The organism is uncultured Merdimmobilis sp. (genome assembly GCF_902471145.1).
GTDB lineage: Bacteria > Bacillota > Clostridia > Oscillospirales > Ruminococcaceae > Merdimmobilis > Merdimmobilis hominis.
The window spans coordinates 102,292-114,946 of the sequence record NZ_CABRJC010000002.1; the positions used below are offsets into that span (position 1 = coordinate 102,292).

The 12,655-nt window shown below is 56.0% G+C and carries 17 protein-coding genes; 10 read left to right on the forward strand and 7 right to left on the reverse strand.

Annotated elements, in window-relative coordinates; translation table 11 throughout:
• Positions 1-10: 10 nt before the first annotated feature.
• Both RDQ42_RS01860 and RDQ42_RS01865 read left to right on the forward strand, forming a co-directional pair.
• Positions 11-1,447, forward strand: coding sequence for a glycogen synthase (locus tag RDQ42_RS01860; protein WP_054332007.1), 1,437 nt, complete (start codon positions 11-13; stop codon positions 1,445-1,447).
• Positions 1,448-1,468: 21 nt separating this feature from the next.
• Positions 1,469-1,627 (forward strand): (2Fe-2S)-binding protein, encoded by a 159-nt coding sequence (locus RDQ42_RS01865; protein WP_204211281.1) that lies wholly within the window; start codon positions 1,469-1,471, stop codon positions 1,625-1,627.
• Positions 1,628-1,800: 173 nt separating this feature from the next.
• Here RDQ42_RS01865 and RDQ42_RS01870 read toward each other — a convergent pair whose 3' ends face one another.
• The 6 genes from RDQ42_RS01870 to RDQ42_RS01895 form a co-directional block, all read right to left on the reverse strand.
• A complete protein-coding gene (locus RDQ42_RS01870) occupies positions 1,801-2,265 on the reverse strand; it encodes a hypothetical protein (RefSeq protein WP_231358691.1) in 465 nt (154 codons plus the stop codon).
• Positions 2,266-2,293: 28 nt separating this feature from the next.
• Positions 2,294-3,205 carry a homocysteine S-methyltransferase family protein gene (locus RDQ42_RS01875; protein ID WP_195254499.1) on the reverse strand — a complete coding sequence of 304 codons (912 nt, stop codon included), beginning with the start codon at positions 3,203-3,205 and terminating at the stop codon, positions 2,294-2,296.
• Positions 3,206-3,424: 219 nt separating this feature from the next.
• The gene (gene argS / locus RDQ42_RS01880) at positions 3,425-5,119 is read right to left on the reverse strand and encodes an arginine--tRNA ligase (RefSeq protein ID WP_054332004.1); all 1,695 of its coding nucleotides are present in this window, start codon (positions 5,117-5,119) and stop codon (positions 3,425-3,427) included.
• Positions 5,120-5,551, reverse strand: a complete 432-nt coding sequence (locus tag RDQ42_RS01885) for a DUF1934 domain-containing protein (protein ID WP_054332003.1) — start codon at positions 5,549-5,551, stop codon at positions 5,120-5,122.
• A gap of 74 nt (positions 5,552-5,625) precedes the next feature.
• Positions 5,626-6,438, reverse strand: coding sequence for a glutamate racemase (gene murI / locus RDQ42_RS01890; protein WP_071427416.1), 813 nt, complete (start codon positions 6,436-6,438; stop codon positions 5,626-5,628).
• Positions 6,439-6,460: 22 nt separating this feature from the next.
• Complete coding sequence (locus RDQ42_RS01895) at positions 6,461-7,519, reverse strand: D-alanine--D-alanine ligase family protein (RefSeq protein ID WP_308588181.1); 1,059 nt, start codon at positions 7,517-7,519, stop codon at positions 6,461-6,463.
• Positions 7,520-7,863: 344 nt separating this feature from the next.
• On the opposite strand from RDQ42_RS01895, the gene rpmG reads away from it, so the two are divergent.
• From rpmG to rplA, 5 genes are all read left to right on the forward strand, one after another.
• Positions 7,864-8,013: a 50S ribosomal protein L33 gene (gene rpmG / locus RDQ42_RS01900; RefSeq protein WP_054332001.1), complete on the forward strand. Its 150-nt coding sequence runs from the start codon at positions 7,864-7,866 to the stop codon at positions 8,011-8,013.
• Positions 8,014-8,036: 23 nt separating this feature from the next.
• A complete protein-coding gene (gene secE / locus RDQ42_RS01905; RefSeq protein WP_054332000.1) occupies positions 8,037-8,261 on the forward strand; it encodes a preprotein translocase subunit SecE in 225 nt (74 codons plus the stop codon).
• A gap of 64 nt (positions 8,262-8,325) precedes the next feature.
• On the forward strand, positions 8,326-8,847 hold the full coding sequence (nusG, locus tag RDQ42_RS01910; RefSeq protein ID WP_054331999.1) for a transcription termination/antitermination protein NusG: 522 nt from the start codon (positions 8,326-8,328) through the stop codon (positions 8,845-8,847).
• Between the two features lie 153 nt (positions 8,848-9,000).
• Entirely contained in the window at positions 9,001-9,426 is a 426-nt protein-coding gene (gene rplK, locus RDQ42_RS01915; RefSeq protein WP_054331998.1) for a 50S ribosomal protein L11, read from the forward strand.
• A gap of 58 nt (positions 9,427-9,484) precedes the next feature.
• A complete protein-coding gene (rplA, locus tag RDQ42_RS01920; RefSeq protein WP_054331997.1) occupies positions 9,485-10,183 on the forward strand; it encodes a 50S ribosomal protein L1 in 699 nt (232 codons plus the stop codon).
• Positions 10,184-10,374: 191 nt separating this feature from the next.
• Here rplA and RDQ42_RS01925 read toward each other — a convergent pair whose 3' ends face one another.
• Complete coding sequence (locus tag RDQ42_RS01925; RefSeq protein ID WP_054331996.1) at positions 10,375-10,617, reverse strand: AbrB/MazE/SpoVT family DNA-binding domain-containing protein; 243 nt, start codon at positions 10,615-10,617, stop codon at positions 10,375-10,377.
• Positions 10,618-10,895: 278 nt separating this feature from the next.
• Here RDQ42_RS01925 and RDQ42_RS01930 point away from each other — a divergent pair, with 278 nt between their 5' ends.
• The 3 genes from RDQ42_RS01930 to RDQ42_RS01940 all read left to right on the forward strand — a co-directional run bounded on the left by RDQ42_RS01930 (position 10,896) and on the right by RDQ42_RS01940 (position 12,651).
• Entirely contained in the window at positions 10,896-11,477 is a 582-nt protein-coding gene (locus RDQ42_RS01930; RefSeq protein WP_054331995.1) for a nucleoside recognition domain-containing protein, read from the forward strand.
• Positions 11,474-12,001 carry a spore maturation protein gene (locus tag RDQ42_RS01935; protein ID WP_231358694.1) on the forward strand — a complete coding sequence of 176 codons (528 nt, stop codon included), beginning with the start codon at positions 11,474-11,476 and terminating at the stop codon, positions 11,999-12,001. Before RDQ42_RS01930 ends, RDQ42_RS01935 begins: the two co-directional genes overlap by 4 nt.
• Before the next feature lie 101 nt (positions 12,002-12,102).
• A complete protein-coding gene (locus RDQ42_RS01940; RefSeq protein WP_231358695.1) occupies positions 12,103-12,651 on the forward strand; it encodes a GNAT family N-acetyltransferase in 549 nt (182 codons plus the stop codon).
• The last annotated feature ends 4 nt before the right edge of the window (positions 12,652-12,655 follow it).

Below are 12,655 nucleotides of genomic sequence, written 5' to 3' on the forward strand. Positions count from 1 at the left end.
GGGCCTTGTTATGAAGATTTTGTATATTGCCAGCGAGGCCCGGCCTTTTGTGGCAACCGGCGGCCTGGCGGATGTAGCGGGCTCCCTGCCCCCCGCCCTCTGCCGCGCCGGGGTAGACTGCCGGGTGGTACTCCCCCTGTACCAGCAGGTGGGGGAAGGCTTTCGCAGAAAGATGCGGCGCATCGCCGAATTTCAGGTACCCCTGGCCTGGCGCAGCCAGTACTGTGGGGTATACGAGTGCCAGCTGGATGGGGTGACCTACTACCTGCTGGACAACGAGTATTATTTTAAGCGGGATTCTGTCTATGGGGATTTCGACGATGGGGAGCGGTTCGCCTTTTTCTCCAAAGCGGCGCTGGAAATGCTTTGCCACATCGACTTTACCCCGGACATCCTTCACTGCAACGATTGGCAGTCCGCCATGGTTATCCTGAACCGGAAGCTCTTTTACCAAGGGGTGGAAAAGCTGCGGGAGGTCAAGACGGTGTTCACCATCCACAATATCCAGTACCAAGGGCAGTATGGCATGGGGTTTGCCGGCGATGTGCTGGGCGTCCCCCGGGAATGCCAGGTCCTTTTGGAATACGATGGCTGCGTCAACCTGATGAAATCCGCCATTGAGCAGTGCGATGCTCTCACCACCGTCAGCCCCACCTATGCCCATGAGATCCAGGACCCTTGGTATGCCCATGGCTTGGACCCCCTCATCCGGGAGAATAACTACAAGCTAACTGGCATCTTAAACGGCATTGACAACCGGGCCTATGATCCAAGCGCCGACCCGGATATCCCGGTCCACTATGGGGCCGAAGACGCCATAGCTGGCAAGCGGGCCTGCAAAGAGGCGCTCCAGCGGGAGATGGGCCTCACCGTGGACCCGGACCGGATGCTGGTGGGCATGGTGACCCGCTTGGTGGCCCACAAGGGCCTTGACCTGGTGAAGCGGGTTTTGGGAGACTTGGTCAACCAAGGGGTATCGGTGGCCATCTTGGGTTCCGGGGATGAGGAATACCAGCGTTTCTTCGGGAAGATGCAGCAGCGCTACCCTGGCCGGGTGGCCTTTTACTGTGGGTTTGTCCCCGCCCTCTCCCGCCGGATTTACGCGGGGGCGGACGTGTTCCTGATGCCCTCCCAAAGCGAGCCATGCGGCCTGGCCCAGATGCAGTGCCTGCGGTACGGCACCCTGCCCATCGTCCGGGAGACCGGCGGCCTCAAGGACTCTATCACCGATCTAGGGGGCGGCTGGGGCAATGGGTACACCTTCCAGTCTTACAATGCCCACCACATGATGGACGCGGTGCTCCGCGCCCAGCGGGATTACCGGGATAAGAAAAAGTGGGAGGAACTGGTGCAGCGCGCCATGAAGGAGGATTTCAGCTGGGACCGCTCCGCAAAGGAGTACCTGCGGTTGTATGAACGGCTGCTGGAAAGGAATTTGAAAGGCTGAAAAATAAGGGAGGATAAATCTGTGGATGCACCCAACTATATCTGTTATTGTGACAAGGTCACCGAAGAGGACATCCGGGAGGCAATCCGCGGCGGCGCATCGACTGTCGCCGAGGTGATCCGGGTAACCGGGGCTATGCGTCACTGCGACTGCAAGGTGAAAAATCCCAAGGGGACGTGATGTTCCGCAGACATCAAAGCGGCTTTTGACCGGTATTACCGGGCAGAGAAATAGTCTAGCTTTGACTGGGTGGCCGGGCGCCGCCCATCTGTTTGCAGTCTGGATAAAAAACTGTTGCCCATAGAGGACAGTAAAAGGGCCGCCCCGAAGGGGCGGCCCTTTTGTATGTTGTTTTACTGCTGAATGGGGGAGAAACCTACGGCGCTGACACCCCACACCCCATCATCTTGAGGCGATTGGGCGTAGCAGTCCAGGTAGAAATACATGTTGTGCTGCTGCAAAGGGAGGATGGCAGTTGCACCGAACATCTCATTCCCTTCCTCCAAGAAAAAATCTTCCACCGAATCCACAATGGGATACGCCTCCCCCTCGGGGAAGGGCTCGAACCGGAGTTCCAGCGGATCGTTGACCACCTGGCCGGCCTGATACTGGGCGATTTTCTCCTGGATGGCGGCCAGGATTTTCTCTTTCTTCGCCTGGGCGCGCTGCAAGGCAGGCGAAGCCTCCTGGGATGAGGACTCCACCGGCGCGAAAGATAAGACGTCATCCGCTGGCGGAGCGCTGGAAGAAGGGGGATTCTGGCTGCACCCGGCCACAATCAGGCAAAGGGGCAGCAACAGCGCGAAGAAAGCTTTCATGGGGGAATGTTCCTTTCCCGGAATGGGATTATAGAACCAGGGCGTTGTAGCCCTTGGCCAGGGTGGAGATAGTCTCCTCATCCAAGTCGCACAGGCTGTCGATAATGGCCCGGCCGTTGTAGTAGATGAGGGCGGTTTCCAGCGCCTCCACATTATCGGCCACCAAAGAAACCGGCAGCCGCATCATGTCTGCGTTGAGGCCGAATTGGTAGGCGTCGTCCAGGCTTCCAATGTGGATCTGCAGGATTTCGCACCCGGAGTCCTCGGCGGAGATCACCTGGTCGGCCATGTCCACCGAGCACTCCAGCAGGTCGGAATAAGCCATGTCTTCCCGCAGGAAAAAGGTTTGATCGGCACAGGCGGCCAAGGTTTCTTCTTCTGCTGGGGGGAGGGAAAAGGCTTGGGCGAAGAGGCTGGTGAGCAGAAGAAGGGCCTCTTTCCCCATTCCGGCGGCAGTGTAGAACCGGGACACCCCCCGGGACAACAATTCCCGGGTCAGCCGTGCCAACTCTTCGGGCGCGAGAAGGGGGAGGCATACGGCCAGGGGAATCCTGGCATGAGGGATGAGATGCTCCACCAAATCCAACAGGTCTTCTTCCCCGCCGGTGAAGGCAAGGCCAAAAGACTGAATTCCCAACCCCTGGAGGGTGACTAGGGAAGCCAATACATCGGCGTTCTGGGGGCTTTCCCCGTCCGCGTCCACCGCCATGGTCAGGTGGATGGGCAGACCGGTCTGCCGGGCGCCTAACACCGCTGCCCGCGCTTCCCCAAGGGAGAGGGCGCCCTCCACCCAAAGGGCGGAAACCCCGGCCTCCAATAGTTCAAAGGCCCGGTGGGCATAGATGTTGACCAGCTCCAGGAAGGGCAGTTCCCCATATGGCTCCCAGTCCAGGCCGGTGGGGGAAAGTACCCCCATCACCGGGGCCTTTCCCTGTTGCACACAGAAGCGCACCAAGGAGAGATCGCTGCCTGAGGCAGCCCATTGGTCAGGGGCGGCGGCATAAGCCGCACCGGCCGCAAGGGAGGGTTCCAGTTCCTGCCAAAATGTTTCCGGGGCCCTTTTGGGGGACGGATTGCTGGAAAACAAACACGGTCGGGGGGTGCTGTCCATAGAATTGGCTCCTTTTCCGGGCAAAACGGCCCTTATCATCCGAATAGATTACATGGATTCCGGCGCGCTGATCTTCAGAAGCGCCAGCACGTTTTTCAAGGTGGTGCGCACTGCCAGGCAGAGGCTCAGACGGGCCTGCATCAGCGCTTCATCCTCCCCTTTGACCCGGCAGGCGTTGTAAAACTTGTGGAACAGGGTCGCCACATCAATGACAAAGTGGGTCAGCCGGGCGGGATCGTAGTTTTTGGCTGCGGAGATGATCTCGTTGGGGAGCTGAGCTACCCGACGGATCAAAGCGGTCTCCTCAGGGGTGGTGAGGAGGGCCAGTTCCTCTTTGGTGACAGAGCGGGGACTGATCCCCTCGGCAGCCAGGTTTTTCAAAATGGAACAGATGCGGGCGTGGGCGTACTGGACATAGTACACCGGGTTCTGGGAGGTCTCCTGTACCGCCAGGTCCAGATCAAAATCCAGGGTGGAGTTGGGTTCCCGCATATTGAAGAAGAAGCGGGCGGCCTCCACCGGCACATCCTCCAGCAGATCGGTCAGGGTGATGGCCTTGCCGGTGCGCTTGCTCATCTTGACCACTTCGCCGTTTTTGGTCAGCCGGACCAGCTGCATCAGCACGATGTCCAGCTTGGAGCCATCCAGGCCGATGGCGTCCATAGCCCCCTTGAGGCGGGCCACATGGCCGTGGTGGTCAGCTCCCCAGATGTTGATGACCCGGTCAAACCCGCGGACGGCAAACTTGTTGTAATGATAGGCGATATCCGCTGCAAAATAGGTGGGGAAACCGTTGGCCCGGACTAGGACCTCATCCTTCTCCCCGCCGAATTCGGTGGCTTTGTACCAGATGGCCCCGTCCTTTTCATAGGTCAGGCCCTTGGAGGCCAGCAGGTCCACCGCCGCCTGGACTGCGCCAGACGCGTGAAGGGTGGATTCTTTAAACCACACATCATAATAGATGTGGTATTTTTCCAGGTCGGATTTCAACTTGTCCACATTGCGGGGCAGGGCGTAATCGATGAGGGCCTGCTGCCGCTCCTCGCTGGAGACTTCCAGCAGGTTGTCGCCGTGGAGGTCGGCATACTCCTTAGCACGCTCCTTGATATCGTCGCCGTGGTAGCCGTCCTCGGGGAACTCCACCGCGTCCTCCCCTTTGTAAAGCTGGAGGTACCGGGCTTCCAGGGATTTGCCAAACTTGGCGATCTGGTTGCCTGCGTCGTTGACATAGAATTCCCGGCAGACCTCATAGCCTGCAAAATCCAAAGCGGAGGCCAGGCAGTCGCCGATGGCGCCGCCCCGGGCGTTGCCCATGTGCATGGGGCCGGTAGGGTTGGCGGAGACAAACTCCACCATCACCTTTTCCCCTTTGCCGAAGTCGGAACGGCCGTAGCTGTCCCCATCGGCCAAGACGCCTGCGACAGCGTCTGCAAACCAGCCTTTGCCCAGGAAGAAGTTGATGAAACCGGGGCCGGCGATCTCGCACCGCTCAAAATAGGTGCCTTCGAAGGAGATGTTCCCAGCCACTGCTTCCGCAATTTTGCGGGGCGGCAGGCGGAAGGCCCGGGCGGAGACCATGGCCGCGTTGACAGCGAAGTCCCCGTGGTTTGGATCGGCGGGGATCTCCACGGCGTAGGCGGGAAGCTCCCCCTGGGGAAGGGCCCCTTTTTCCATAGCGGCGGCAAAGGCGCCTTCCACCATGGTTTTAATCTGTGTTTCTGCGCTTTGTACCAAGTTGGTCATCTATTTTGCACACTCCTTGACGTTAATGGATACTTCATGTTCGGAAGCGACGGCGGTTTCTATGTCCATGCTGTAGCGGAACTTCAGGTCGCCGCCCCCATCGGTGAGGGTGGAGGCCACTCCTTCGCCGGAAATGCCGATCATCATGGGGCCGAGGCCCACGTCGTAGCAGCACTGGTGGCGGACACCGTCCTCCACGATCAGCTGGGAGCGGTTGGGGCCGGAGCGGAGCATGGTGACCCGGGAGCCGTCCCCATCCACCTTGACGGTGGTGTAGGCGCCTTTGTACCCGGTGGCCTCCGACTCCTCATAGCGGATAAAATAATCGCCGTTCCGGCGGTAATAGCTGCCGGTGGTGGTCAGCTCCACCGAGTCTTCCTCCCCAGCGACAAACTGCCGGCCAATAATTTTAATCATCACATCTTTTTTCAACGTGTTTTCCCCCTTGCACCCGCCTAGGGGAGGGCGCAGTTTTGATGGTAAGCGCCCGAAACCGGGCGTCGGGGTTATTTTCCCAGCACCTGCACCCGCAGGTCGGCGGATATGCTGCGGCCCAGGAATTTCTGGGCGGTTTCACAGAAGGCCTCCGGCTCGCTGGAGACAAAGAACCGGGTCTTTCCCTTGCGGGAGGAATCGCCCAGCATGTCCCTCTCCGTCAGGAAGCTCTGCACATATTGGGCGGCGGCACCGGCGGCATCCACCAGAGTGACCTTGGATTCCATTACCCGGTCCACCTGGTTGTACAGGAGGGAGAAGTGGGTGCAGCCCAGGATGAGGGTGTCCACATTCTCCTTTTTGATGGAGGAGAGGTACATCTCCAGGGTGAGGCGGACAATCTCGTTGTCCTCTTCCAAAAGGCCCTCCTCTACCATGGGGACCAAGAGGGGGCAGGCTTTGCCGAACAGCTTGGTCTCCGGCCGGATGGAGCGGATGGCCTTGCCAAAAAGTCCGCTGCGCACTGTGGCAGTGGTGCCGATGAGTCCGATGCGGCCGTTGGAGGTGGTTGCCGCTGCCACCTGGGCGGCGGGGAGCATCACTCCGGTATAGGGGACTGGAAGGGCTTTGACCACCGAATCGGGCAGGTTGGAACTGATGGTGCCACAGGCGGCCACCAGCATTTTGACGTCTTTCTCCAGAAGGAAGGCGATGATCTCCTTGGAATAACCGATGATGGTCTCCCGGCTGCGGGTGCCATAGGGCATCCGGCCGGTGTCGCCGAAGTAGACGATATCCTCCCCGGGGAGCAGTTTTTCCAGGCGGCGGACCGCCGAAAGGCCGCCCACACCGGAGTCAAACACGCCAATGGGTCGATTGTCCATGGGGTTCTCCTTTCCGCGGCTGTTACTGCCCGATGGCAAGCCGGATCAAAGTTTCGATCAATTGGTCATAGGGCAGTCCGGCGGCGATCCACAGCTTGGGATACATGCTGATGGAGGTAAAGCCGGGGATGGTGTTGGGTTCGTTTAGGACGATGGTGCCATCCTTTTGGATGAAGAAATCCACCCGCGTCATTCCCATGCACCCCAAAACTTTGTATGCCTTGAGGGCGATGGCCTTGATTCGGCCGGCGGTCTCATCGCTGATGCGGGCAGGGATATACAGGTCGGTGGAATCGTCTTTGTATTTGGCGTCGTAGTCGTAAAACTCCACTTTCGGGACAATCTCCCCTACCAGGGCGGCTTTGGGGTCCTGGTTGCCCAGGACGGCGGTCTCCACCTCCTGGCCTATAATGCACTCCTCCACGATGGCTTTGCTGTCCACCTGAAGAGCGGTTTCCAGCCCCTTGCGGAGGCTCTCTTTATTGGTGGCTTTGCTCACCCCTACCGAGGAACCGGCGTTGGCGGGCTTGATGAACATGGGGTAGTGGAGCTTCTCCCGGAGCATGGCCTCGGTGGCGTCGAAGTCGGTGAGCTCCCACTGTTTTATAGCGTGCCATTTGGCGGTGCGGATGCCGTTGTAATCCAAAATGGTATGGGTCATCTCTTTGTCCATGCAGACAGCACTGGCACAGACATTGCAGCCCACATAGGGGATGCCGGCCAGTTCCAACAGGCCCTGGATGGTGCCGTCCTCCCCGTTTTTGCCATGGAGGACCGGGAACACCACGTCCACCGGGACAACGGTGGCATTCCCATCCCGGATTTCCACAATGCCGTGGACAGAACGGTCGGGGGAGAGGAAGGCCTGGGTGACGTATTGGGGCTGCTGCCACTCATTTTTGGCGATCCGATCCACAGGGCCGGTATAGCGGAGCCAGCGGCCTTCTTTGGTGATGCCCAGCATAATGACGTCAAACGTTTCATGGGAAATGTTGCGCAGCACCGAGGTTGCGGACTCCAGGGAGACCTCATATTCTGTGCTGGCGCCGCCGAACACGACGGCAACGGTAATCTTTTTCATGGTGAATTCCTCACTCCTATGTATTCCGGCAGGGCCGGGCAGATAACATGTCAATTCTGGTAAGATTTGGGGGATGGCGCCATGCTACAAAAATACAATTCTATTCTATCACACCAAGGAAAAGGCCGCAATTGGAACATCCTTCGGTTTTGCCTGGGGATATCCTTATTAATATATACATTTTTTTGAAAATTAGAAGTTTGTCCAAAATTCATCTTGACTCTTTGACGTATCCGTGATATACTTGGTACACCTCTAAAAGGGTTATTTTTTTATGTCCAAAATACGCAGCGTTCCTTTACGAGGGAGGCAAAACAAATCCGTCAACCAGGAGGTGCCGAAACATGAGGGTTAAAATTACATTAGCTTGTACCGAGTGCAAACAGCGTAATTACAACACAATGAAAAACAAGAAGAACGATCCCGACAGGCTGGAGATGAACAAATACTGCAGATTCTGCCGGAAACACACTCTTCACAGAGAGACCAAGTAAAGGTGAAAGGCGGGGACAGGACAATGTCAGAAGAGAACAAAGGCAAATCCAGTCCTAAGCAGGGTATCACCGCAAGAATCAGCCGCTACTTCCGCGATATGAAGGGCGAGCTGAAAAAGGTTGTCTGGCCGGCGAAAAAACAGGTGATCAACAACACCATTGTTGTCATCGTCACTGTGGTCATCGCTTCCTTTTTTATTGGCGGGTTCGATATGATCCTGTCAGCCATCGTCAATCTGCTCTTTTAAGGTCGCTTTTTGCGTTTGAAATTGTATCACACAAGGAAAAATGACAAAGCGCGGAGGGGTAAAGATGTCTGATACTGCTAGATGGTACGTTGTCCACACCTATTCCGGCTATGAGAATAAAGTGGCGACAAGCATAGAGAATGCAGTGGAAAACCGGAAGCTGCATGATCTGATCTGTGAGGTCAAGGTTCCCACGGAAACTGTCACGGAAATTAAGGACAACAAAAAACGTGAAGTGGAACGCAAGATTTTCCCCGGTTATGTCCTTGTCAAGATGATTATGACCGATGATTCATGGTATGTTGTCCGCAACATCCGCGGCGTAACCGGCTTTGTCGGCCCCGGCTCCAAACCCGTCCCCCTTTCGGAGGAAGAGGTCCAGCGGCTGGGCGTGGAAGTCCGTCAGATTGAGATTGACTTCCAGGTAGGTGACTCGGTCAAGGTGATCGATGGTTATCTTGATGGCTTTATCGGCGCGGTGGATGCCATTGATGCAGAGAAAGGCACAGTGCGCGTGACCGTTTCGATGATGGGCAAAGAAGTTCCCGTTGAGCTTGAGCTGGACCAGGTTCAGGCTCTGGATTAGTCTTTTATGAGGTGATTGGCTTCTCGGCCAATCTTTGCCGCGGCCCAAACCCGGCTTCGGCAAACCAAAATGGGTCGCCAGTGCGACCTGTGGGAGGGATGGGCATACGGCCCGTTCCGACTTTAACCACTAACTATGGAGGTGCAAAACACAATGGCTCAAAAAGTAGTAGGTTTCATCAAACTACAGATTCCGGCCGGAAAGGCTACTCCCGCACCGCCCGTTGGTCCCGCTCTGGGCCAGCATGGCGTTAACATCATGGCGTTCACCAAAGAGTTCAATGAGCGCACCAAGAACGATGCGGGCTTGATCATCCCTGTTGTCATTACCGTTTATGCCGACCGTTCCTTTACCTTTGTCACCAAGACACCCCCTGCGGCGGTTCTCATCAAAAAAGCCATCGGCATTGAGACTGCTTCCGGCGTGCCCAACAAGACCAAGGTCGGTAAAATCACCAAGGAGCAGGTCCGCAAAATTGCTGAACAGAAAATGCCTGACCTCAATGCTGCTAGCGTAGAGACCGCTATGAGCATGATCTGCGGCACCGCACGCAGCATGGGCATTGAAGTAGTAGACTAGTGCTACCCGGGTGGGAGGAAAACTATCCGCTATACACCACTCATAAGGAGGATAATCAATGAAACACGGTAAAAAATATCAGGATAGCGCCAAGCTGTTTGACAGCTTGAAGCTTTACGATACCGCAGAGGCCATTGAACTCTGCACCAAAACTGCAAAAGCCAAATTTGATGAGACCGTTGAAGTCCACGTCCGCCTGGGCGTTGACTCTCGCCATGCTGACCAGCAGGTCCGCGGCGCTGTCGTGCTGCCCAACGGCACCGGCAAAAAGGTCCGTGTATTGGTGTTTGCCAAAGGCGACAACATTGCTGCCGCTCAGAACGCCGGCGCTGAGTACGTTGGCGGTGAGGATCTGATGCACAAGATCCAGAGCGAAGGCTGGATGGATTTCGATGTGGTCATCGCAACCCCTGACATGATGGGCGTTGTCGGCCGCCTCGGTAAAGTGCTCGGCCCCCGCGGCTTGATGCCCAACCCCAAGGCTGGTACCGTTACCCCCGATGTTGCCCGCGCTGTCACCGAGGCAAAAGCCGGTAAGATCGAGTACCGCCTGGACAAGACCAACATCATCCACTGCCCCATCGGCAAAGCTTCCTTCGGCTGTGAAAAGCTGCAGGAGAACTTTGACACTCTGATGAGCGCAATCGTCAAGGCAAAACCCGCTGCTGCAAAAGGCCAGTATGTGAAATCCTGCGTTGTTGCCACCACCATGGGCCCCGGCGTAAAGATTAATCCTGCGAGATTTGCAAACGCGTAAATCCATCTCTTTGTAACCATAAAAAAGCCGCTTTCAATACGAAAGCGGCTTTTTTGCGTTATCCCGAAATTGGGGCCGAGTTTGCCCACAAAAAAGAAAAGGCTGCCATGGACTGGCAGCCTGTAAGTGTGTACTATGTCCGTTTCATTGCGCATGAAATGAGGGCTTCCTTCATACCGTTAAAGGAAAGGCTATTCCTCGGTCAATTCCTTCAGACATTGGCGGCAGATGTTTTTGCCTTTAAAATTGACAATATCGTTTGCGCTGTTGCAGAAGATGCAAGCAGGCTCGTATTTGTTGAGAACAATCTGATTTCCATCTACAAAAATTTCCAGGGCGTCTTTTACATCAATTCCCAAGGTACGGCGCAGCTCAATGGGCAGGACAATGCGGCCCAATTCATCTACTCTTCTTACAATACCTGTTGATTTCATGAGATTTTACCAACCTTTCTATATTTTTTGTCCAAGAATAGGGGGGTTCTACGTTCCTCGACATCAAATCCTGTCGAATCATCCAACATAGGATACTATAACGTATTCTTACAAAATTGTCAAATACTTCTAGGTAAAAACTTCCTATATTTCCATGAAAAGGAGAAAAAGTCTATATTTTAACGAAAATTAAGACAAAAATATAGATAAATTATACATGTCGGTTTGATGACTATGGTAACAAATTTTAATTTTTTTGATAAAATAAGGGGAATTTTATGATGACAGTATTATTCACTGGAATGGTTGTTTTATCTGTCCTTTTTGGCTTGCTCACCGGCCGGATGGATGCGGTTTCCACCGCGGCTATCACCAGCTGTGGAAAAGGGGTGGAGCTGGTCCTCTCCCTGCTAGGGGCGATGTGCCTTTGGTCTGGGGTGATGGAGGTGGCCCGAAAAGCCGGCCTGACCGAACTCCTCTCCCGCCTGTTCTCCCCGGTGACCCGGCGGCTCTTTCGGGGAATCCGGCCCAAAGGCAAGGCGATGGAAGCCATCACAATGAACCTGGCTGCCAACCTGCTTGGGTTGGGCAACGCCGCAACCCCTTTAGGCATCACGGCCATGCAGGAAATGGCTAAGGAAGAGCGGTCCGGCAAGGTGGCCACCAACAATATGATTTTATTTGTGGTGCTCAACACCGCATCGCTGCAGGTGATCCCCACCAACCTGATCCTCCTTCGCACCCAAGCTGGATCCCAAAATCCAGCGGAGCTGATCCCAGCTGTTTGGCTGGCCTCCTTAGCCTCTATTTTAGTGGGGGTGACAGCGGCAAAACTCTTGGAAAGGATGGGCCGCCGATGATCCGCTTTACCGATTGCCTGATTCCCTTGGTTATTGGGGGAATCCTTTTGTTCGGTGCTTGCCGGGGAACCGATGTGTTTGCCAGCTTTTTGGATGGGGCGCGGTCCGGCTTGGCCACGGGTTTTTCCATCCTGCCCGCTCTAGTGGCCTTAACCACCTGTGTGGGGATGTTCAAAGCTTCTGGGGCGCTGGATCTTTTCTGCTGCGCCCTGGCTCCCCTTGGGAATCTCCTGGGACTGCCAAAGGAGGTCCTCCCCTTGGCGATGCTCCGGCCCATCTCGGGCAGCGGTGCCATGGTGATCTTCCAGGATATCCTCTCCTCGGTCGGGCCGGACAGTTTTGCCGGACGGGTGGCTGGGGTAATGCTGGGTTCCACCGAGACCACCTTTTATACCATCGCTGTTTATTTTGGTGCAGCGGGTATTCAGAAGAGCCGCCACACCCTGCCCAGTGCCCTCTCCGCAGATCTGACCGGGTTTGTGATCAGCGCCCTTTTGGTCCGTCTCCTCTTTGGCGTAGCTTGACGCCGCCTTTATTTTTTGGGATACTATGGATAAGCGCAATCGAACATTACAAGGGAAAAAAGCGGCGCAAGCCGCTTTTTTGCAGTTTGGAGGGTTGTGAAATGACCAATGGTTTTCTAAGGACAAAGAGGTTGTTGTTCTGCCGCTGGGAGGCAGGGGATTTGCTGGAAGCGGAAGCGCTGTGGGGTGACCCCCTGGTCACCCGTTGGATTACCGCAACAGGCAGAATGACGGCGGAAGAGGTGGCCGACCGCCTCGCCCAAGAGGTGGAAAGGGACAAGCAGTTTGGGATCCAATACTGGCCTCTGCGGGAGCGCTCCACTGGGGAGCTGGCAGGCTGCTGCGGCCTGCGCCCTCACGGGGAAGGGGAGCTGGAACTGGGGGTTCACCTCCGGCCGGCGTTTTGGGGCCGGGGCCTGGGGGAAGAGGCCTGCCGGGCCGCCCTTTGGTACGCTTTTGTAAAGTGGGACATCCCTTCGGTGTTTGCCGGGCATAATCCCCACAACACTGCCTCCCCAAAGCTGCTGGAAAAGCTGGGCTTTTCCCCCATCGGGGAGGAGTTTTACCCGCCCACCGGTTTATACCATCCGTCTTACCGGTTGCAAAGAGGGGATTTTTTCTGTCCGGAAATCCCTGTGTATTTGGATTGATCAA

Coding starts and splice junctions, on each gene's coding strand:
- RDQ42_RS01935 (WP_231358694.1), top strand. CDS start 11,474: ATGATCCGCTTTACCGATTGCCTGATTCCCTTGGTTATTGGGGGAATC.
- RDQ42_RS01895 (WP_308588181.1), bottom strand. CDS start 7,519: ATGAAAAAGATTACCGTTGCCGTCGTGTTCGGCGGCGCCAGCACAGAA.
- argS (WP_054332004.1), bottom strand. CDS start 5,119: ATGACCAACTTGGTACAAAGCGCAGAAACACAGATTAAAACCATGGTG.
- RDQ42_RS01925 (WP_054331996.1), bottom strand. CDS start 10,617: ATGAAATCAACAGGTATTGTAAGAAGAGTAGATGAATTGGGCCGCATT.
- RDQ42_RS01930 (WP_054331995.1), top strand. CDS start 10,896: ATGATGACAGTATTATTCACTGGAATGGTTGTTTTATCTGTCCTTTTT.
- rplA (WP_054331997.1), top strand. CDS start 9,485: ATGAAACACGGTAAAAAATATCAGGATAGCGCCAAGCTGTTTGACAGC.
- RDQ42_RS01870 (WP_231358691.1), bottom strand. CDS start 2,265: ATGAAAGCTTTCTTCGCGCTGTTGCTGCCCCTTTGCCTGATTGTGGCC.
- RDQ42_RS01940 (WP_231358695.1), top strand. CDS start 12,103: ATGACCAATGGTTTTCTAAGGACAAAGAGGTTGTTGTTCTGCCGCTGG.
- RDQ42_RS01860 (WP_054332007.1), top strand. CDS start 11: ATGAAGATTTTGTATATTGCCAGCGAGGCCCGGCCTTTTGTGGCAACC.
- rplK (WP_054331998.1), top strand. CDS start 9,001: ATGGCTCAAAAAGTAGTAGGTTTCATCAAACTACAGATTCCGGCCGGA.
- rpmG (WP_054332001.1), top strand. CDS start 7,864: ATGAGGGTTAAAATTACATTAGCTTGTACCGAGTGCAAACAGCGTAAT.
- nusG (WP_054331999.1), top strand. CDS start 8,326: ATGTCTGATACTGCTAGATGGTACGTTGTCCACACCTATTCCGGCTAT.
- murI (WP_071427416.1), bottom strand. CDS start 6,438: ATGGACAATCGACCCATTGGCGTGTTTGACTCCGGTGTGGGCGGCCTT.
- secE (WP_054332000.1), top strand. CDS start 8,037: ATGTCAGAAGAGAACAAAGGCAAATCCAGTCCTAAGCAGGGTATCACC.